We start from the raw sequence: 19,255 nt of genomic DNA, 5'->3' as shown, positions 1-19,255 counted from the left end.
CAGCAGAACTGGCGGGCACGGCCGTCGGTGTCGTACGGGGAGCGCGGGATCAGACGTTGAAGCCGAGCGCGCGGAGCTGCTCGCGCCCGTCGTCGGTGATCTTGTCCGGGCCCCACGGCGGCATCCAGACCCAGTTGATCCGGAGCTCGTTGACGATGCCGTCCGTGGCGGACTTCGCCTGGTCCTCGATGACGTCGGTCAGCGGGCAGGCCGCGGACGTCAGGGTCATGTCGAGGGTGGCGATGTTGGCGTCGTCGACGTGGATGCCGTAGATCAGGCCCAGGTTGACGACGTCGATGCCCAGCTCGGGGTCGACGACGTCGTACAGCGCCTCGCGGACCTCCTCCTCGGAGGCCGGCTTCATGGTCGCGGTCTCGTTCTCGCTCATGCGGTCTTCCCTTCGGACAGCGCCTTGGCCGTCGCGTCCTTCCACGCCATCCAGCTCAGCAGCGCGCACTTGACCCGGGCGGGGTACTTGGAGACGCCGGCGAACGCGACTGCGTCCTCCAGCACCTCCTCCATCGCCTCGTCCGGCTCCAGCTGCCCCTTGGACTGCATCAGCTCCAGGAACGCGGCCTGGATCTTCTGCGCCTCGGGCAGCTCCTTGCCGACGAGCAGCTCGTTCAGCACGGAGGCGCTGGCCTGGCTGATGGAGCAGCCCTGGCCCTCGTAGCTCACGTCGGCGATGGTCTCGCCGTCGTACTTCACCCTGAGCGTGATCTCGTCGCCGCAGGTCGGATTGACATGATGCACCTCGGCGTCGCCGTCCCGCAGGCCACGCCCGTGGGGGTGCTTGTAGTGGTCCAGGATCACTTCCTGGTACATGGAATCAAGCTTCACCAGTCAGCCCTCAGCCGAAGAAGTTCCGGACGTGCTCCAGGCCGTCCACCAAGGCGTCGACCTCGGCGGGCGTGGAGTACAGATAGAACGACGCTCGCGTCGTCGCGGGAATTCCGTACCGCAGGCAGACCGGCCGCGCGCAGTGGTGGCCGACCCTGACGCAGATACCCATCTCGTCGAGGACCTGGCCCACGTCGTGCGGGTGGATGTCGCCGAGCGTGAAGGAGATCGTCGCCCCGCGGTCCTCGGCTGTCGCCGGGCCGATGATCCGCAGGCCCGGGACGTCCAGGAGGCGCTTCACCGCGTACTCGGTGATCGCCTTCTCGTGGCGGTGGATGTTCTCCATGCCGATCGCCGAGAGGTAGTCCACGGCCGCACCGAGGCCGACGGCCTGGGCGATCGGGGGCGTACCGGCCTCGAACTTGTGCGGCGCCGGGGCGTACGTCGAGGAGTGCATCGACACGGTCTCGATCATCTCGCCGCCGCCGAGGAACGGAGGCAGGTCCTCCAGGAGCTCCTGCCGTCCCCACAGCACGCCGATGCCCGTCGGGCCGACCATCTTGTGGCCGGTGAAGGCCACGAAGTCGGCCTGGAGCGCCTGCACGTCCAGCACCATGTGCGGGGCGGCCTGCGAGGCGTCGATGCAGACCAGCGCGCCGACCTGCTGGGCGCGGCGGATGATCTGCTCGACCGGGTTGACGGTACCCAGGATGTTCGAGACCAGCGTGAAGGAGACGATCTTCGTCTTCTCGGTGATGATCTCGTCGATGTTCGACAGGTCGAGCCGGCCGTCGTCGGTGATGCCGAACCACTTCAGCTTCGCGCCGGTGCGCTGCGAGAGCAGCTGCCACGGCACGATGTTGGAGTGGTGCTCCATCTCCGTGGTGACGATCTCGGTGTCGCGGTCCACCCGGTAGGGCTCGTCCGCCCAGCCGAGCATGTTGGCCACGAGGTTGAGCGACTCCGAGGCGTTCTTCGTGAAGATCACCTCGTCGCGGCTCGGTGCGTTGATGAAGGCCGCGACCTTGTCACGGGCGCCTTCATACAGCGCGGTGGCCTCCTCGGCGATCGTGTAGACGCCGCGGTGCACGTTCGCGTTGTGGCGCTCGTAGTACGTGTTGAGCGCGTCGAGGACCTGGCGCGGCTTCTGCGAGGTCGCTGCGGAGTCCAGGTAAACGATCTTCTTGCCGTCGTGGACCGTGCGGTCCAGGATCGGGAAGTCCTTGCGGATCGCCTCGGTGTCGAGGAGGCCGGTGAGCCCCTGTCGGGCGTCAGTCACGCGGAAGCGCCACCCTTCGTGTATGCCTCGTAGCCCTCGTTCTCCAGCTGGTCGGCCAGTTCGGCACCGCCGGAGGCCGCGATCCGGCCGTTGGCGAACACGTGCACGAAGTCGGGCTTGATGTACTTCAGGATGCGGGTGTAGTGCGTGATCAGCAGCGTGCCGACCTCGCCGGTCGCGCGGACCCTGTTGACACCCTCGGAGACGGTCTTGAGCGCGTCGACGTCCAGGCCGGAGTCGGTCTCGTCCAGGACGGCGATCTTCGGCTTGAGGAGCTCCAGCTGCAGGATCTCGTGGCGCTTCTTCTCACCGCCGGAGAAGCCCTCGTTGACGTTGCGCTCGGCGAAGGACGGGTCCATCTGGAGTTCGGCCATCGTCTCCCGGACCTCCTTGACCCACGTACGCAGCTTGGGGGCCTCGCCGCGGACGGCGGTGGCGGAGGTGCGCAGGAAGTTGGAGACCGAGACACCGGGGATCTCGACCGGGTACTGCATGGCCAGGAACAGGCCAGCGCGGGCGCGCTCGTCGACGGACATCTCCAGGACGTCCTCGCCGTCGAGGGTGACTGTGCCGCTCGTGATCGTGTACTTGGGGTGACCCGCGAGCGAGTACGCGAGGGTGGACTTGCCAGACCCGTTGGGGCCCATGATGGCGTGGGTCTCGCCCTGCTTCACGGTCAGGTCGACGCCCTTGAGGATCTCCTTCGTGGCGTTGTCGGCCTCGACGGAGACGTGCAGGTCGCGGATTTCAAGCGTTGCCATGGGTGACTCAGGACTCCTGGGTGACGGAGACGAGCACATCGTCCCCTTCGATCTTTACGGGGTATACGGGGACGGGGCGCGTCGCGGGAAGACCGGACGGCTTGCCGGTGCGGAGGTCGAACGACGAGCCGTGCAGCCAGCACTCGATCGAACAGTCCTCCACCTCGCCCTCCGAGAGCGACACGTTCGCGTGCGAGCAGATGTCGTTGATCGCGAACACCTCGCCCTCGGTGCGGACGACGGAGACCGGTGTGCCGTCGAGCTCGACCCGTTTCGGGGTGTCGTCCTCCAGCTCACTGAGCGCGCACGCCTTGACGAAGGTCATCAGACGGACGCCTTCAGCTCGGTCTCGATCTTGTCGAGCAGACGCGCTTCCACGTCCGGCAGGCCGATCTGCTGCACCAGCTCGGCGAAGAAGCCGCGCACGACCAGGCGGCGGGCCTCCTCGGCCGGGATGCCGCGGGACTGGAGGTAGAAGAGCTGCTCGTCGTCGAAGCGGCCGGTCGCCGAGGCGTGGCCGGCGCCGACGATCTCGCCGGTCTCGATCTCCAGGTTGGGCACGGAGTCGACCCGGGCGCCGTCGGTGAGGACGAGGTTCCGGTTCATCTCGTAGGTGTCGGTGCCCTCGGCGGCGGCCTGGATGAGGACGTCCCCGATCCAGACGGCGTGCGCGCCCTCGCCCTGGAGTGCGCCCTTGTACACCGCGTTGGACTTGCAGTGCGGGGTGTTGTGGTCGACCAGGAGGCGGTGCTCCTGGTGCTGGCCCTTGTCGGTGAAGTACAGACCGAAGAGCTCCGCCTCGCCGCCGGGGGCCGCGTAGGCGACCCGCGGGTGCAGACGGACGAGGTCGCCGCCGAAGGTGACGATGATCGACTTGAAGGAGGCGTCCCGGCCGATCAGCGCGTTGTGCTGGCCGACGTGGACGGCCGTGTCGTCCCAGTCCTGGACGGAGACGACGGTCAGCTTGGCGCCGTCACCGAGGACGTAGTCGACGTTGGCGGCGAGCACCGCGTCACCGGTGTGGTCGATGACGACGACGGCCTCGGCGAAGGCACCGAGCTCGATGAGCTGGTGGCCGTAGGCGACGCCGCCCTCACCGTGCACGGTGATCCGGACCGGCTCGGTGAGCACGGCCTCCTTGGCGACCGTGACGACCGAGGCCTGCTCGAAGGAGGAGTACGCCTGGGCGGCGACCCGGTCCACCGGCGTACCGGCCTTGCCGAGCCGCGCGTCGTCGCGGCCGACGGTCTCCACGGTGACGCCCTCGGGCGCCTCGATCGCGACCTTCACGCCGCCGCCGTTGGCGACCGCGGTGCCGTCGTGCAGCCCGCGCAGCCGCTCCAGCGGGGTGAAGCGCCACTCCTCCTCGCGACCGTGCGGGACGGGGAAGTCCGCGACGTCGAAGGAGGGGGGCGCGCTCATGCGCGTGGCGACGGTCGACTCCGCGGCCACCGCGATGGAGCCGGCGGTGGTGGAGCCCACCGGAGTGTTCTGAGCCTCAGCCATGGCTGTCGTAGTGCTCGCTTTCTCAGTCAAGAAGGGGGGTGGTTCGGTAGGGGCGGGGGCGGCCGCGTGCGACCGCCCCGTGTCGTCCTCGGATCGAGGACCTAGCCGACCGAACCCTCCATCTGCAGCTCGATCAGCCGGTTGAGCTCCAGGGCGTACTCCATGGGCAGCTCCTTCGCGATCGGCTCGACGAAGCCGCGCACGATCATCGCCATGGCCTCGAACTCGGTGAGCCCGCGGCTCATGAGGTAGAAGAGCTGGTCCTCGGAGACCTTGGAGACGGTCGCCTCGTGGCCCATCGACACGTCGTCCTCGCGGACGTCGACGTAGGGGTAGGTGTCCGAGCGCGAGATCGTGTCGACGAGCAGAGCGTCGCAGAGCACGTTGGACTTCGAGCCCGGCGCGCCCTCACCGATCTCGATCAGACCGCGGTAGGAGGTACGGCCGCCGCCTCGCGCCACCGACTTGGAGACGATGTTGGAGGAGGTGTTCGGCGCCATGTGGACCATCTTGGCGCCGGCGTCCTGGTGCTGGCCCTCGCCCGCGAAGGCGATGGAGAGGGTCTCGCCCTTGGCGTGCTCGCCCATCAGGTAGACGGCCGGGTACTTCATGGTCACCTTGGAGCCGATGTTGCCGTCGACCCACTCCATGGTCGCGCCCTCGTAGGCCACGGCCCGCTTGGTGACCAGGTTGTAGACGTTGTTCGACCAGTTCTGGATCGTCGTGTAGCGGCAGCGGCCGCCCTTCTTCACGATGATCTCGACCACGGCGCTGTGCAGCGAGTCCGAGGAGTAGATCGGGGCGGTGCAGCCCTCGACGTAGTGGACGTAGGCGTCCTCGTCGACGATGATCAGCGTCCGCTCGAACTGGCCCATGTTCTCCGTGTTGATACGGAAGTAGGCCTGGAGCGGGATCTCGACGTGGACACCCTTGGGCACGTAGATGAACGAGCCACCGGACCACACGGCCGAGTTCAGGGAGGCGAACTTGTTGTCACCGACGGGGATGACGGTGCCGAAGTACTCCTTGAAGAGCTCCGGGTGCTCCTTCAGCGCGGTGTCGGTGTCCATGAAGATGACACCCTGCGCCTCCAGCTCCTCGTTGATCTGGTGGTAGACGACCTCGGACTCGTACTGCGCGGCGACACCGGCGACGAGGCGCTGCTTCTCCGCCTCCGGGATGCCGAGCCGGTCGTACGTGTTCTTGATCTCCTCGGGCAGGTCCTCCCAGGACTCCGCCTGCTTCTCCGTCGAGCGCACGAAGTACTTGATGTTGTCGAAGTCGATGCCCGACAGGTCGGAGCCCCAGTTCGGCATGGGCTTCTTGCCGAAGAGCTTGAGGCCCTTGAGCCGCAGCTTCAGCATCCACTCGGGCTCGTTCTTCTTCTCCGAGATGTCGCGTACGACAGCCTCGGAGAGGCCGCGCTTCGCCGCCGCGCCTGCCGCGTCGGAGTCGGCCCAGCCGAATTCGTACGTACCCAGACCCTCGAGCTCAGGGTGGGCAGTCTCCGTGGGGAGCGTCATGCGGGGTTCCTCCCGGCCGTGCTTGCAGATACTGAATGAGTGGTCTGTGAGGGTGCGGCCTGGCCGCTGCGCGGCACGTATGTCGTGCACACGCCGTCGCCGTGGGCGAGGGTGGCCAGACGCTGCACATGGGTCCCGAGGAGGCTGGAGAAGAATTCCGTCTCCGCCTCGCACAGCTGTGGGAACTGCTCGGCGACATGCGCCACCGGGCAGTGGTGCTGGCACAGCTGCTCGCCCTGCTGCGGGCCCGGCGCGCTTCGCGCCGTAGCAGCGTACCCGTCGGCGCTCAGGGCCCTCGCGAGGGCCTCCGTACGCCGTTCGGGTTCCGCGGCCTCGACCGCGGCGCGGTACGCCTCGCCCATCGACGCCATCCGGGCGCGGGCGAAGGCGATGACCGCCTCGTCCCCGCCGGACTCGGCGATGAAGCGCAGGGCGTCCGCGGCCAGCTTGTCGTAGGACTGGTCGAAGGCGTCCCGGCCGCAGTCCGTCAGGGCGAACACCTTGGCGGGCCTGCCGCGGGTCCGCGCCCCGTAGACCCGCTGTTCACGGGCTTCGACGACATCGTCGGAGACGAGGGCGTCCAGATGGCGGCGGACGGCGGCCTGGGTGAGACCGACGCGCTTGGCCAGATCGGCGGCTGTGGACGGACCGTGGTCCAGGATGGAGCGCGCGACCCGGTTGCGCGTCGAGCGCTCACCGGTCGCGAGTTCCTCCTGAGGAGTCCCACCGTCGTATTTCACAACACCATTGTTGCGTAATTCATTCGGCCATGACAACCACGGCCCGGAACGATCTACGGTGTGGTTCGTCACTTAGGGTTACCTAATCTGGCCCCGGGAGAGGGGTCGCCGGAACCCCTGCCTAGACTTACGCGCCATGGAGAAAGAGCCCGTCGTACAGGTCAAGGGACTGGTGAAGCGGTACGGCACCAGGACCGCGGTGGACGGCCTCGATCTGGAAGTCGCGGCGGGCGCGGTGACGGCCGTGCTCGGCCCGAACGGCGCCGGGAAGACCACCACGATCGAGACCTGCGAGGGCTACCGCCGCCCCGACGCCGGAACCGTACGGGTCCTCGGGCTCGACCCGGTCGCCGACGCGGAGCGGCTGCGCCCCCGGATCGGGGTGATGCTCCAGTCGGGTGGCGTCTACTCCGGCGCCCGCGCCGACGAGATGCTCCGCCACATGGCCAGGCTCCACGCCCACCCGCTGGACGTGGACGCCCTGATCGAACGCCTCGGCCTCGGCGGGTGCGGCCGCACCACCTACCGGCGGCTCTCCGGCGGCCAGCAGCAGCGGCTCGCCCTGGCCCTCGCGGTGGTGGGCCGGCCCGAGCTGGTCTTCCTGGACGAGCCGACGGCCGGGCTCGACCCGCAGGCCCGCCGCTCCACCTGGGACCTGGTGCGCGAACTGCGCGAAGACGGGGTCTCCGTGGTGCTGACCACCCACTTCATGGACGAGGCCGAGGCGCTCGCCGACGACGTCGCGATCATCGACGCGGGCCGGGTCATCGCCCAGGGCTCCCCGGAGCAGCTCTGCCGGGGCGGCGCCGAGAACACCCTGCGCTTCACCGGGCGTACGGGGCTCGACCTCGGCTCGCTGGTCAAGGCGCTGCCCGACGGCTCCGAGGCCGCCGAGCCGCTCCCGGGGACGTACCGCATCACCGGGACAATCGACCCGCAGCTGCTGGCCACCGTCACCTCCTGGTGCGCCCAGCACGGTGTGATGCCCGAGGGCATCTCGGTGGAGCGGCACACGCTGGAGGACGTCTTCCTCGAACTGACCGGCAAGGAGCTGCGCGCATGAGCGCCGGTACGTACACCCCGCGCCCCGGCGCGGCCCCGCTCCCCCGGATGATCGCCGCGCAGACCGCGCTGGAGACCCGGATGCTGCTGCGCAACGGGGAGCAGCTGCTGCTGACGGTGATCATCCCGACGCTGCTGCTCGTGCTGTTCAGCGCGGTCGACATCGTCGACACCGGCTCGGGCTCGTCGGTCGACTTCCTGGCCCCGGGCGTCCTCGCCCTCGCCGTGATGTCCACGGCGTTCACCGGCCAGGCCATCGCCACCGGCTTCGAGCGCCGTTACGGGGTCCTCAAGCGGCTCGGGGCCTCTCCGCTGCCGCGCTGGGCGCTGATGACGGCGAAGACGCTGTCGGTGCTGGTCACCGAGGTGCTCCAGGTGCTGCTGCTGACGGCGATCGCCCTCGCGCTCGGCTGGTCGCCGCAGGGCAACCCGCTCTCCGCGCTGCTGCTCCTGGTGCTGGGGACCGCCGCGTTCTCAGGGCTCGGGCTGCTGATGGCCGGGACGCTGAAGGCGGAGGCGACGCTCGCCGCCGCCAACCTCGTCTTCCTGCTGCTGCTGGTGGGCGGCGGGGTCATCGTGCCGCTGGACAAGTTCCCGGACGCGGTGCAGTCGGTGCTGGGGCTGCTGCCCATCTCGGCGCTCTCCGAGGGGCTGCGGGGCGTCCTCCAGCACGACGCGTCGATGCCGTGGGCGGACGCCGGGATCCTGGCGGTCTGGGCGGTGCTTGGGCTGGGCGCGTCGGCGAAGTTCTTCCGCTGGGAGTAGGCCGACCGGGGACTTTCGAGGGCAAGCCGCCACGAACCCACCCCCTCGTGAAAACATGCACAAGCCTCGTCCTACGATGGTCCGCGTGGAAACCCCCATCTCTGCCATCGCCAAGCGCTGGACGCCGTCCACCCGGGTGGTGAAGCGTGCCGCGCTCTCCGCCATCGTGATGAGCGTCTTCATCATCGTGACCGGCGGCGCCGTCCGGCTGACCGGTTCGGGCCTCGGCTGCGACACCTGGCCCAAGTGCACCGACGACAGCCTCTTCGCGACGCCCGAGCAGGGTCTGCACGGCGCGATCGAGTTCGGCAACCGGATGCTGACGTACGTCCTGTCGGCGGCCGTCGGCTGGGCGATCGTCGCGACCCGCTCCGCAAAGCCGCGCCGCCGCAAGGTGACCCGGCTGGCCTGGTCGCAGTTCTGGATCGTGCTGGGCAACGCCGTCCTCGGCGGCATCACCGTCTGGGCGGGGCTGAACCCGTGGACCGTGGCCGGGCACTTCCTGCTCGCCAACGCGCTCCTCGCGGTCACCGTGATCACCTGGGTGCGGGTCGGCGAGGGCGACGGCCCGGCGCGCCCCCGCGCCCCCCTGCCGGTGCGCCGGCTCTCCTGGGCGATCCTGGCGACCACCGTGGTCCTCATCGTGCTCGGCACCTCGGTGACCGGCTCCGGCAAGCACGCGGGCGACAGCAGCGACGTACCACGCATGCCGTGGGACTGGGCGGCCGCCGCCCATGTGCACGCCATCGCCGCCTGGGTGGTCTGCGCCCTGGCCATCGCGATGTGGCTGGCCCTGCGGGTGGTCGACGCCCCGACGGACACCCGGGCCCGCGCCCGCGACCTGCTGGTCGTGCTGCTCGCCCAGGGCGCGATCGGGTACGTGCAGTACTTCAGCGACGTCCCCGAGATCCTGGTCGGCGTCCATATGTTCGGCTCGGCCCTCATGTGGATCGCCGTGATCCGCCTCGTGATGAGCATGCGCGAGCGCGGCGACGACGAGCCGGCCGCGCTGCCGGGCCCCTCCGCCCCGGCCGAACAGCAGCAGCCGGCGTCCGCCCCGGCGGTCTGAGCAGGTACGACGAAGGGGCGGCGGGCAGGTGCCCGCCGCCCCTTCGTCGTACCTGCTCAGCGGTCGTTCGAGGGCCCGCCGACCTGGATACCGGCCATCCGCGACCACTCGTACGGGCCTGTGCGGACCTTGAGGGCGAAGTCGCCGTCGAACTCCTCGTGCATCGTGATCCCGGACTTCTGCGCCGCGCTCTCGGCCACCGCGTACGTCGGGGCCACCAGGTCGCCCCAGGCGCCGTCCTGGCCGACCAGGACGATGCGGGCGCCCGCCTGGCCGATGTAGGCGAGCTGCCCCTCGGCGCCGCCGTGCTCCTTGGCGAAGGACCCGATCTCACGGGCCAGCTTCGCCGCCCTGCGCTCCGCGCGGGCCGCCTTCCTGGCGTCCGTCCGCGAGGTCTGCCCGGTGTCTGCTGCGTCTGATGCCGTCTCTGCCATGAACAGGATGCTACCGACGAGTAGTTCGTACGGCGACGGGCGGGTCGCGTGGCCTGTGCCACGTGACCCGCCCGTCGGCGGTACGTACGGAGGGCTCTAGCGGAGGAAGGGGTCCACCGCGACGGCCAGGAAGAGCAGCGAGACGTAGGTGATGGACCAGTGGAACAGCCGCATCTCCTTGAGCTTGGCGCCGGTCACCCCGGCCCTGGCCCGGTTCTGCAGCCCGTGGGCCTCCCAGAGCCAGAAGCCGCCCGCCAACAGCGCCACCGACAGGTAGAACCAGCCGGTGTAGCCCAGCGGGGTGAGCAGCAGCGAGACCCCGACCATCACCCAGCTGTAGATGACGATCTGCTTGGCGACCACCTGGTTGGAGGCGACGACCGGGAGCATCGGGACGCCGACCCGGGCGTAGTCGTCCTTCACCTTCATGGAGAGCGGCCAGTAATGCGGCGGCGTCCAGAAGAAGATGACGGCGAAGAGGATGACGGCGGCCCAGGAGAGGGAGTTCGTCACCGAGGACCAGCCGATGAGCACCGGCAGGCAGCCGGCGATGCCGCCCCAGATGATGTTCTGGGAGGTGCGGCGCTTCAGCAGCATCGTGTAGACGACGACGTAGAAGAGCAGCGCGCCGAGGGCGAGCCCGGCCGACAGCCAGTTGACGAGCAGTCCGAACCAGAGCGTGGAGATCACCGCGAGGGCGATGCCGAAGGCGAGGCACTCGCGGGGGCTGACCATGCCGGTGACCAGCGGACGCTGCGACGTGCGGTCCATCAGCGCGTCGATGTCACGGTCGATGTACATGTTCAGCGCGTTGGCGCCGCCCGCGGAGAGATATCCGCCGACGGTGGTCGTGAGGACGAGCCACAGGTCGGGTACGCCCTGGGCGGCGAGGAACATCACCGGAACGGTGGTGATGAGCAACAGCTCGATGATCCGTGGCTTGGTAAGCGCCACGAATGCCTTGACACGGGCCCCGTACGGGCGATGGCCCCCTGGGCTGGGAGTCAAGGCGACCCCTGCGGGTCGGGACTCGACGGCCGTCACGCACACCCCTGACAGAGAAATCCCAGCAAGCTCCGGGCGAGGAGGCCCGGTGAAGACTTGCGCGAACCCGACCACTCTAAACGTTGGGGGTACACCGTCCGTCTCGGGGGTGGGGTCGTGTTGGGGGTGACTGTGCGATGTACGGCGGCGGTCCGCCGGGAGGCGAAGTGCGCACGTCGCCCGCACCCTGGAAAGTGCCCGGAAAACGTCCCCCGCGGCGGGGGTAGGCTCGACAGCGCCCGGTGCGGTAACAGTCACCGGCTTACGAACAGTGGAGAGGAGCCCTGACTCAGGGTGAGCATCAAGCCGACCACCACAGACCTCCAGTGGACCGATTTGGACCAGCGGGCCGTGGACACCGCCCGCGTCCTCGCCGCGGACGCCGTACAGAAAGTCGGAAACGGCCACCCGGGCACGGCAATGAGCCTGGCTCCCGCCGCGTACACCCTGTTCCAGAAAGTCATGCGGCACGACCCGGCGGACGCGGAGTGGACCGGCCGCGACCGCTTCGTCCTCTCGGCGGGCCACTCCAGCCTGACCCTGTACATCCAGCTCTACCTCGCCGGTTACGGCCTGGAGCTGGACGACCTGAAGGCGTTCCGGACCTGGGGCTCGAAGACGCCGGGCCACCCGGAGTACGGCCACACCACCGGTGTCGAGACGACGACCGGCCCGCTGGGCCAGGGTGTCGCCAACGCGGTGGGCATGGCGATGGCCGCCCGCTACGAGCGCGGCCTCTTCGACCCCGAGGCGGCCCCCGGCACCTCCCCGTTCGACCACACGGTCTGGGTCATCGCCGGTGACGGCTGCCTCCAGGAGGGCATCTCGGCCGAGGCGTCCTCGCTGGCCGGGCACCAGAAGCTGGGCAACCTGGTCCTGCTCTGGGACGACAACCACATCTCCATCGAGGGCGACACGGAGACCGCGGTCTCCGAGGACACCCTGAAGCGGTACGAGGCGTACGGCTGGCACGTCCAGCGCGTCGAGCAGCTGCCGAGCGGTGACCTGGACCCGGCGGGTCTGTACGCGGCGCTGCAGGCGGCCAAGGCCGAGACGGAGCGCCCCTCGTTCATCGCGGCCCGCTCGATCATCGCCTGGCCCGCCCCGAACGCCCAGAACACCGAGGCCGCGCACGGCTCGGCGCTCGGCGACGACGAGATCGCGGCCACCAAGCGGGTCCTCGGCTTCGACCCGGAGCAGACCTTCGAGGTCTCCGACGCGGTCATCGGCCACACCCGTGAGGCCCTGGACCGCGGCCGCGAGGCGCGTGCCGAGTGGGACAAGGCGTTCGCCGCGTGGCGCACCGCCAACCCGGAGCGCGCCGCCGACTTCGACCGGATCGCCGCGGGCGAGCTGCCCGCGGGCTGGGAGGAGAAGCTCCCGGTCTTCGAGGCCGGCAAGGGCCTGGCGACCCGTGCCGCGTCCGGCAAGGTGCTCCAGGCGCTGGGCGAGATCGTTCCCGAGCTCTGGGGCGGCTCCGCCGACCTCGCCGGTTCGAACAACACCACCATCGACAAGAACTCCTCGTTCCTGCCGGTGGGCAACCCGCTGCCGGAGGCCGACCCGTACGGCCGCACGATCCACTTCGGGATCCGTGAGCACGCGATGGCCGCCGCGATGAACGGCATCGCGCTGCACGGCAACACCCGCGTCTACGGCGGCACCTTCCTGGTGTTCTCCGACTACATGCGCAACGCCGTGCGGCTCTCCGCGCTGATGCACCTGCCGGTGACGTACGTGTGGACGCACGACTCGATCGGCCTCGGCGAGGACGGCCCGACCCACCAGCCGGTCGAGCACCTGGCCGCGCTGCGCGCCATCCCGGGCCTGAACATCGTGCGCCCGGCCGACGCCAACGAGACCTCCATCGCCTGGCGCGAGATCCTGCGCCGCCACACCAAGGTGTTCGGCAAGGGCGCCCCGCACGGTCTGGCACTGACCCGGCAGGGCGTGCCGACGTACGAGGCGAACGAGAACGCGGCCAAGGGCGGTTACGTCCTGTTCGAGGCCGAGGGGCCCTCCGGGCAGAACACGGAGCCGCAGGTGCTGCTCATCGCGACCGGCTCCGAGGTCCATGTCGCCGTCGAGGCGCGCGAGCAGCTCCAGGCGGCCGGTGTGCCGACCCGGGTGGTCTCGATGCCGTCCGTCGAGTGGTTCGAGGAGCAGGACCAGGGTTACAAGGAAAGCGTGCTCCCGCCGTCGGTGAAGGCGCGGGTCGCCGTCGAGGCGGGCATCGGCCTGACCTGGTACCGGTACGTCGGGGACGCCGGCCGGATCGTCTCGCTGGAGCACTTCGGTGCCTCGGCCGACGCGAAGGTCCTCTTCCGCGAGTTCGGCTTCACCGCCGAGAACGTGGCCGCCGCCGCGCGGGAATCTCTCGCCGCCGCCACACGCTGACGCCGGTGTATACGACTAGTAGGAGATGCAACCCATGACAGACGCACTCAAGCGCCTCTCCGAGGCGGGCGTGGCGATCTGGCTCGACGACCTGTCGCGCAAGCGGATCACCTCGGGCAACCTGGCCGAGCTGATCGACCAGAGCCATGTCGTCGGCGTCACCACCAACCCGTCGATCTTCCAGAAGGCGATCTCCTCGGGCGACGGCTACGAGCAGCAGCTCACCGACCTCGCCGCCCGCAGGGTCACCGTCGAGGAAGCGCTCCGCATGATCACGACGGCGGACGTCCGCGACGCCGCCGACATCCTGCGTCCGGTCTTCGACGCGACCGGCGGCCAGGACGGCCGGGTCTCCATCGAGGTCGACCCGCGCCTGGCGCACAACACCACGGCCACCGTCGCCGAGGCCAAGCAGCTTGCCTGGCTGGTGGACCGGCCGAACACGCTCATCAAGATCCCGGCGACCGAGGCCGGTCTCCCGGCGATCACCGAGACCATCGGCCGGGGCATCAGCGTCAACGTGACGCTGATCTTCTCGCTGGAGCGCTACCGCGCGGTCATGGACGCCTACCTGGCGGGCCTGGAGAAGGCGAAGGCCGCGGGCCTGGACCTCTCCAAGATCCACTCGGTCGCTTCCTTCTTCGTGTCCCGTGTGGACACCGAGATCGACAAGCGTCTGGACGCCATCGGCTCCGACGAGGCCAAGGCCGCCAAGGGCAAGTCCGCCCTGGCCAACGCCCGGCTGGCCTACGAGGCGTACGAGGAGGTCTTCGCGGGCGACCGCTGGGCCCCCCTGGACAAGGCGCAGGCCAACAAGCAGCGTCCGCTGTGGGCCTCGACCGGCGTCAAGGACCCGTCACTCAAGGACACCCTGTACGTCGACGACCTGGTGGCGCCGAACACGGTGAACACCATGCCGGAGGCGACCCTGGAGGCCGTGGCCGACCACGGCGAGATCACCGGCAACACCGTCGCCGGCGGCTACGACCAGGCGCGGGCGGACCTGGACGCCATCAAGAAGCTCGGCATCTCGTACGACGACGTCGTACAGGTGCTGGAGGACGAGGGCGTCGAGAAGTTCGAGGCGTCCTGGAACGACCTGCTCAAGTCGACCGAGGCGGAGCTTTCGCGCCTCGCCCCCTCGGAGGGCTGACCACTTTGTCTGCTGTTCCCGGAGCCAACCCGCTCCGTGACGCACAGGACCGACGGCTCCCGCGTATCGCGGGGCCGTCGGGCCTGGTCATCTTTGGCGTCACGGGCGATTTGTCCCGTAAAAAGCTGATGCCCGCCGTCTACGACCTGGCCAATCGCGGCCTGCTGCCACCGGGCTTCTCGCTCATCGGCTTCGCGCGCCGCGACTGGGAGGACGAGGACTTCGCCCAGGTCGTCCATGACGCCGTCAAGGAGCACGCCCGTACGCCGTTCCGCGAGGAGGTCTGGCAGCAGCTCATCCAGGGGATGCGCTTCGTCCAGGGCGACTTCGACGACGACGAGGCGTTCGAGACGCTGAAGACGACCATCCAGGAGCTCGACAAGGCACAGGGCACCGGAGGCAACTTCGCCTTCTACCTGTCCGTGCCGCCGAAGTTCTTCCCCAAGGTCGTCCAGCAGCTCAAGAAGCACGGCCTGGCCGACCAGAAGGAGGGCTCCTGGCGACGGGCCGTCATCGAGAAGCCGTTCGGCCACGACCTGGCCAGCGCGCAGGAGCTCAACCAGCTCGTGCACGCCGTCTTCCCGCCCAACGAGGTCTTCCGGATCGACCACTACCTGGGCAAGGAGACGGTCCAGAACATCCTGGCGCTGCGCTTCGCCAACACGATGTGGGAGCCGATCTGGAACCGGTCCTACGTCGACCACGTCCAGATCACGATGGCCGAGGACATCGGCATCGGCGGCCGGGCCGGCTACTACGACGGCATCGGCGCCGCCCGTGACGTCATCCAGAACCACCTGCTCCAGCTGCTGGCGCTCACCGCGATGGAGGAGCCCGGCTCCTTCCACCCGAAGGCCCTGGTCGCCGAAAAGCTCAAGGTGCTCACCGCCGTCGAGCTGCCCGAGGACCTCGGCCTGCACACCGTGCGCGCCCAGTACGAGCACGCCTGGCAGGGCGGCCAGGAGGTCCTCGGCTACTGCGAGGAGGACGGCATCGACCCCAAGTCGACGACCGACACCTACGCGGCGATCAAGCTGACGATCAACAACCGCCGCTGGGCGGGCGTGCCGTTCTACCTCCGTACCGGAAAGCGGCTCGGCCGCCGGGTCACGGAGATCGCGGTCGTCTTCAAGCGCGCGCCCTACCTGCCCTTCGAGTCCGGTGCCACGGAGGAGCTGGGCGGCAACGCCCTGGTCATCCGGGTCCAGCCGGACGAGGGCGTCACCGTGCGCTTCGGCTCCAAGGTGCCCGGCACCTCGATGGAGGTCCGGGACGTCACGATGGACTTCGCGTACGGCGAGTCCTTCACGGAGTCCAGCCCCGAGGCGTACGAGCGGCTGCTGCTCGATGTGCTGCTCGGCGACGCCAACCTGTTCCCGCGCCACCAGGAGGTCGAGCTCTCCTGGACCATCCTCGACCCGATCGAGGAGTACTGGGACAAGCACGGCAAGCCCGCGAAGTACGCGGCCGGCACCTGGGGCCCGGCCGAGGCCGACGAGATGCTCGCACGTGACGGACGGAGCTGGAGGCGGCCATGAAGATCGATCTCACGGAAACCACATCCAGCAAGATCAACCAGGCGCTGGTCTCGGCCCGCCGGGCCATCGGCACCCCCGCCATCGGGATGGTGCTCACGCTGGTCATCGTCACCGACGAGGAGAACGCGTACGACGCGCTCAAGTCGGCCGGTGACGCCTCCCGCGAGCACCCCTCGCGGATCATCGCGGTGATCAAGCGGGTCAGCCGCTCGCCGCGGGCCCGGCGCGACGCCCGCCTCGACGCCGAGGTCCGGGTCGGTTCCGACGCGGGAACCGGCGAGACCGTCGTCCTGCGCCTCCACGGCGAACTGGCCAACCACGCCCAGTCGGTGGTGCTCCCGCTGCTGCTGCCGGACGCCCCGGTCGTGGTGTGGTGGCCCGAGGACGCGCCCGCCGACGCGGCGAAGGACCCGCTGGGCGCGCTCGCCCAGCGCCGGATCACCGACACCTACTCGGCCGAGCGCCCGCTCGACGAGCTGGCGGTGCGGGCGGCGACGTACAGCCCCGGCGACACCGACCTGGCGTGGACCCGGATCACGCCGTGGCGCTCGATGCTGGCGGCGGCGCTGGACCAGCAGCCCGCCCAGGTCATCGGTGCCACCGTCGAGGGCGAGAGCGACAACCCGAGCTGCGAACTGCTCGCGATGTGGCTCGCGGACCGGCTAGGTGTCCCGGTGGAACGCACGTACTCCGGCGGCCCGGGGCTGACCGCCGTCCGGATGGAGACGAAGAACGGCGTCATCGTGCTCGACCGGGCCGACGGCTCGCTGGCCACGCTCTCCATGCAGGGCCAGCCGGACCGCGGGGTGGCGCTCAAGCGCCGCGAGACCGCTGAGCTGCTGGCGGAGGAGCTGCGCCGGCTGGACCCGGACAACACCTATGAGTCCGCGGTGAAGTTCGGGGTGGACAAGCTCCACGCGGGCGACGTGGTCAAGGCCGCTCCGGTCGAGGAGAAGCCTGCGGAGGCCGAGCAGAAGGCTCCCGCGGCGAAGAAGGCCCCGGCCAAGAAGGCGGCCGCCAAGTGACGCCTCCTCAGCTGGTCGTGCACCGCGACAAGGAGCTGATGGCGCAGGCCGCGGCGGCCCGGCTGATCACGAAGATCGTGGACGCCCAGGCCGCCCGGGGCCACGCCTCGGTGGTGCTGACCGGCGGGCGCAACGGCAACGGCCTGCTGGCCGCGCTCGCCGCCGCGCCCGCCCGGGACGCGGTCGACTGGGCGCGGCTGGACCTGTGGTGGGGCGACGAGCGGTTCCTGCCCGAGGGCGACCCCGAGCGGAACGTCACCCAGGCCCGTGAGGCGCTGCTGGACGCGGTGCCCCTCGACCCTGCCCGGGTGCACGCGATGCCCGCGTCCGACGGCCCGTACGGCAAGGACGTGGACGAGGCGGCCGCCTCGTACGCGGCCGAACTCGCCGCGGCGGCGGGGCCAGAGGACCACGGTCCGGTACCGGCGTTCGACGTGCTGATGCTGGGCGTCGGCCCGGACACCCATGTCGCCTCGCTCTTCCCGGAGCTGCCCGCGGTACGGGAGACCGAGCGCACCGTCGTCGGTGTGCACGGGGCCCCCAAGCCGCCGCCGGTCCGGGTCTCGCTCACGCTGCCCGCGATCCGCGCGGCGCGTGAGGTGTGGCTGCTGGCGGCGGGCGAGGACAAGGCGGAGGCCGCGGCCATCGCGCTGTCGGGCGCCGGGGAGATCCAGGCCCCGGCGGCGGGCGCGTACGGCCGCAGCCGGACGCTGTGGCTGCTGGACGCGGCGGCGGCCTCGCAGCTGCCGCGCGCGCTGTATCCGCCGGCGTCCGCCTGATCTCAGGCATCCCGGGCCCGGACCGCTTTTACCGAGCGGTCCGGGCCTGTCGCGTGAAAGGCTCGCCCCATGGTGCATATCGGAACCGTGGTGATGGGCGCGTCGGACGTGGCGAGGGCCGCCGCCTTCTGGAAGGCCGCGCTCACGTACACCGAGCGCGAGCCGGGGACGGACGACTGGGTGGTGCTGGTCCCGGTCGAAGGGCCGGGTGTGGGGGTGTCGCTGGGGCGCTCCGCCTCCCCCGTGCAGGAGGTCCCCAGGGTCCACCTCGACCTCTACTCCGACACGCAGGAGGCCGAGGTGGAGCGGCTGATCGCTCTGGGCGCCGAGCGGGTCGCGTGGGAGCTCTACCCGCCGGACCCGGACTTCGTGGTCCTCGCCGACACCGAGGGGAACCGTTTCTGCGTCATCGACACGACGCACGACGCCTGAGGCGCCCCGGCGTCAGAGGATGACCTGGTCCGTGCCCTGCTCCAGCTTGGTGATCGCGGCCCGGCAGGCGCCGGTGAACCGGTCGAAGACCGCGGTCGTGCTGCCGGCCCGGCCCGCCCGGGTGTTGTTCGTGAACATCGCGGCGCGCAGCTCCGTGGTGAGCTCCAGCTGACCGCCCTTGGACAGCATGGTGCGGTTGACGGGGTTGGTGGGGTTGACGCCGGCCAGGTCGGGCAGCTCGTTCCCGTCCCGCCAGGCGATGCCCACCGCGTCGAACTCCGCCTTGAGCAGGGTCTTGAACCGGGTGTTCAGCCCGCCGACCACCACGGCCTGCGGGACGGTGCCCGCCTGCGCCGACGTACAGCCGTGCAGGCTCAGGACGTTGAGGCTGCTCGCCGCCATGGAGAGCGCGACGTGGTCGTCGCAGTTCTTGGCGGTGACGTGCAGGTCACGGTTGCCCGAGGTGCGCAGCCCCTCGAACATCCAGTAGTCGTGCACCCCGTGGCCGTCCTGGAGCGGGGCGAGCGTGGCCGGGTGGTACCCGGCTATGGCGAGGCAGAGTTCGGAGGTGCCGGTCTCGATGCCGCCGCCGTGCAGGGCCATGACGGAGGTCCGGTTGTACGGGTATCTCTGCGGCGTCGAGTGGTCGGCGTACTCGTGTCTCTTGTAGCGGCGGGCGAACTCGACGCCCTCCTGCCCGGCGAGCTTCTCGTAGAGGTCGGTGTTGGAGGTGTAGACGTCCAGGTCGTCGGTGGCGTGGGCGGGGGTCGCGGTGAGCGAGCCGAGCAGCGGGCCGCTGACGGCGGCGGTGGCCAGAGCGGTGAGGACCGTACGGCGGTGGGTGAAGGTCATGATCGATATCCTCCCCGACAGCGCTCCGGGCGCCCGGACGGCCGGCTGTGCCCTCG

20 protein-coding genes are annotated in these 19,255 nt (G+C 69.8%); 9 read left to right on the top strand and 11 right to left on the bottom strand.

Going from position 1 to position 19,255, the window contains the following annotated elements:
- Window positions 1-49: 49 nt before the first annotated feature.
- The 8 genes from ACK8N7_RS28930 to ACK8N7_RS28895 all read right to left on the bottom strand — a co-directional run bounded on the left by ACK8N7_RS28930 (window position 50) and on the right by ACK8N7_RS28895 (window position 6,649).
- Entirely contained in the window at window positions 50-388 is a 339-nt protein-coding gene (locus ACK8N7_RS28930) for a metal-sulfur cluster assembly factor (RefSeq protein WP_015607822.1), read from the bottom strand.
- On the bottom strand, window positions 385-840 hold the full coding sequence (sufU, locus tag ACK8N7_RS28925; RefSeq protein WP_031125575.1) for a Fe-S cluster assembly sulfur transfer protein SufU: 456 nt from the start codon (window positions 838-840) through the stop codon (window positions 385-387). Before sufU ends, ACK8N7_RS28930 begins: the two co-directional genes overlap by 4 nt.
- 10 nt (window positions 841-850) lie before the next feature.
- A complete protein-coding gene (locus ACK8N7_RS28920) occupies window positions 851-2,119 on the bottom strand; it encodes a cysteine desulfurase (protein ID WP_403217967.1) in 1,269 nt (422 codons plus the stop codon).
- The gene (gene sufC / locus ACK8N7_RS28915; protein ID WP_403217966.1) at window positions 2,116-2,880 is read right to left on the bottom strand and encodes a Fe-S cluster assembly ATPase SufC; all 765 of its coding nucleotides are present in this window, start codon (window positions 2,878-2,880) and stop codon (window positions 2,116-2,118) included. The genes ACK8N7_RS28920 and sufC overlap by 4 nt, the downstream gene beginning before the upstream one ends.
- A gap of 7 nt (window positions 2,881-2,887) precedes the next feature.
- A complete protein-coding gene (locus ACK8N7_RS28910) occupies window positions 2,888-3,205 on the bottom strand; it encodes a bifunctional 3-phenylpropionate/cinnamic acid dioxygenase ferredoxin subunit (RefSeq protein WP_015607826.1) in 318 nt (105 codons plus the stop codon).
- Window positions 3,205-4,386, bottom strand: coding sequence for a Fe-S cluster assembly protein SufD (gene sufD / locus ACK8N7_RS28905; protein WP_403217965.1), 1,182 nt, complete (start codon window positions 4,384-4,386; stop codon window positions 3,205-3,207). Before sufD ends, ACK8N7_RS28910 begins: the two co-directional genes overlap by 1 nt.
- A 101-nt stretch (window positions 4,387-4,487) precedes the next feature.
- Entirely contained in the window at window positions 4,488-5,909 is a 1,422-nt protein-coding gene (gene sufB, locus ACK8N7_RS28900) for a Fe-S cluster assembly protein SufB (protein ID WP_015607828.1), read from the bottom strand.
- Window positions 5,906-6,649, bottom strand: coding sequence for a helix-turn-helix transcriptional regulator (locus tag ACK8N7_RS28895; RefSeq protein WP_500444499.1), 744 nt, complete (start codon window positions 6,647-6,649; stop codon window positions 5,906-5,908). Before ACK8N7_RS28895 ends, sufB begins: the two co-directional genes overlap by 4 nt.
- A gap of 136 nt (window positions 6,650-6,785) precedes the next feature.
- Between ACK8N7_RS28895 and ACK8N7_RS28890 the strand changes: the two genes are divergently transcribed.
- The 3 genes from ACK8N7_RS28890 to ACK8N7_RS28880 all read left to right on the top strand — a co-directional run bounded on the left by ACK8N7_RS28890 (window position 6,786) and on the right by ACK8N7_RS28880 (window position 9,545).
- Window positions 6,786-7,712 (top strand): ABC transporter ATP-binding protein, encoded by a 927-nt coding sequence (locus tag ACK8N7_RS28890; protein WP_403217964.1) that lies wholly within the window; start codon window positions 6,786-6,788, stop codon window positions 7,710-7,712.
- Entirely contained in the window at window positions 7,709-8,476 is a 768-nt protein-coding gene (locus tag ACK8N7_RS28885; protein ID WP_500444498.1) for an ABC transporter permease, read from the top strand. Before ACK8N7_RS28890 ends, ACK8N7_RS28885 begins: the two co-directional genes overlap by 4 nt.
- 76 nt (window positions 8,477-8,552) lie before the next feature.
- Window positions 8,553-9,545, top strand: a complete 993-nt coding sequence (locus tag ACK8N7_RS28880) for a COX15/CtaA family protein (RefSeq protein WP_403217962.1) — start codon at window positions 8,553-8,555, stop codon at window positions 9,543-9,545.
- 56 nt (window positions 9,546-9,601) lie between these two features.
- Here the strand turns inward: ACK8N7_RS28880 and ACK8N7_RS28875 are convergent, their stop codons facing one another.
- Window positions 9,602-9,979, bottom strand: coding sequence for a hypothetical protein (locus ACK8N7_RS28875; RefSeq protein WP_500444497.1), 378 nt, complete (start codon window positions 9,977-9,979; stop codon window positions 9,602-9,604).
- Window positions 9,980-10,075: 96 nt separating this feature from the next.
- Entirely contained in the window at window positions 10,076-11,029 is a 954-nt protein-coding gene (locus ACK8N7_RS28870; protein WP_403217960.1) for a heme o synthase, read from the bottom strand.
- Between the two features lie 288 nt (window positions 11,030-11,317).
- Here ACK8N7_RS28870 and tkt point away from each other — a divergent pair, with 288 nt between their 5' ends.
- From tkt to ACK8N7_RS28840, 6 genes are all read left to right on the top strand, one after another.
- Window positions 11,318-13,420 carry a transketolase gene (tkt, locus tag ACK8N7_RS28865; RefSeq protein WP_500440796.1) on the top strand — a complete coding sequence of 701 codons (2,103 nt, stop codon included), beginning with the start codon at window positions 11,318-11,320 and terminating at the stop codon, window positions 13,418-13,420.
- Window positions 13,421-13,454: 34 nt separating this feature from the next.
- The gene (gene tal / locus ACK8N7_RS28860; RefSeq protein ID WP_403217958.1) at window positions 13,455-14,573 is read left to right on the top strand and encodes a transaldolase; all 1,119 of its coding nucleotides are present in this window, start codon (window positions 13,455-13,457) and stop codon (window positions 14,571-14,573) included.
- A 5-nt stretch (window positions 14,574-14,578) separates the two neighbouring features.
- The gene (zwf, locus tag ACK8N7_RS28855) at window positions 14,579-16,111 is read left to right on the top strand and encodes a glucose-6-phosphate dehydrogenase (protein WP_403217957.1); all 1,533 of its coding nucleotides are present in this window, start codon (window positions 14,579-14,581) and stop codon (window positions 16,109-16,111) included.
- Window positions 16,108-17,136, top strand: a complete 1,029-nt coding sequence (gene opcA, locus ACK8N7_RS28850; RefSeq protein WP_403217956.1) for a glucose-6-phosphate dehydrogenase assembly protein OpcA — start codon at window positions 16,108-16,110, stop codon at window positions 17,134-17,136. The genes zwf and opcA overlap by 4 nt, the downstream gene beginning before the upstream one ends.
- Window positions 17,133-17,915 carry a 6-phosphogluconolactonase gene (gene pgl, locus ACK8N7_RS28845; RefSeq protein WP_403217955.1) on the top strand — a complete coding sequence of 261 codons (783 nt, stop codon included), beginning with the start codon at window positions 17,133-17,135 and terminating at the stop codon, window positions 17,913-17,915. The genes opcA and pgl overlap by 4 nt, the downstream gene beginning before the upstream one ends.
- Before the next feature lie 69 nt (window positions 17,916-17,984).
- Window positions 17,985-18,347, top strand: a complete 363-nt coding sequence (locus ACK8N7_RS28840) for a VOC family protein (RefSeq protein ID WP_403217954.1) — start codon at window positions 17,985-17,987, stop codon at window positions 18,345-18,347.
- Between the two features lie 12 nt (window positions 18,348-18,359).
- Here ACK8N7_RS28840 and ACK8N7_RS28835 read toward each other — a convergent pair whose 3' ends face one another.
- Entirely contained in the window at window positions 18,360-19,199 is an 840-nt protein-coding gene (locus ACK8N7_RS28835) for a poly-gamma-glutamate hydrolase family protein (protein WP_403217953.1), read from the bottom strand.
- Between the last annotated feature and the right edge of the window lie 56 nt (window positions 19,200-19,255).

Source organism: Streptomyces griseobrunneus (genome assembly GCF_046713465.1).
Classification (GTDB): Bacteria; Actinomycetota; Actinomycetes; order Streptomycetales; family Streptomycetaceae; genus Streptomyces; species Streptomyces microflavus.
The sequence above is the reverse complement of the archived record's forward strand: the minus strand, read 5'-3'. Positions and strand labels throughout refer to the sequence as shown.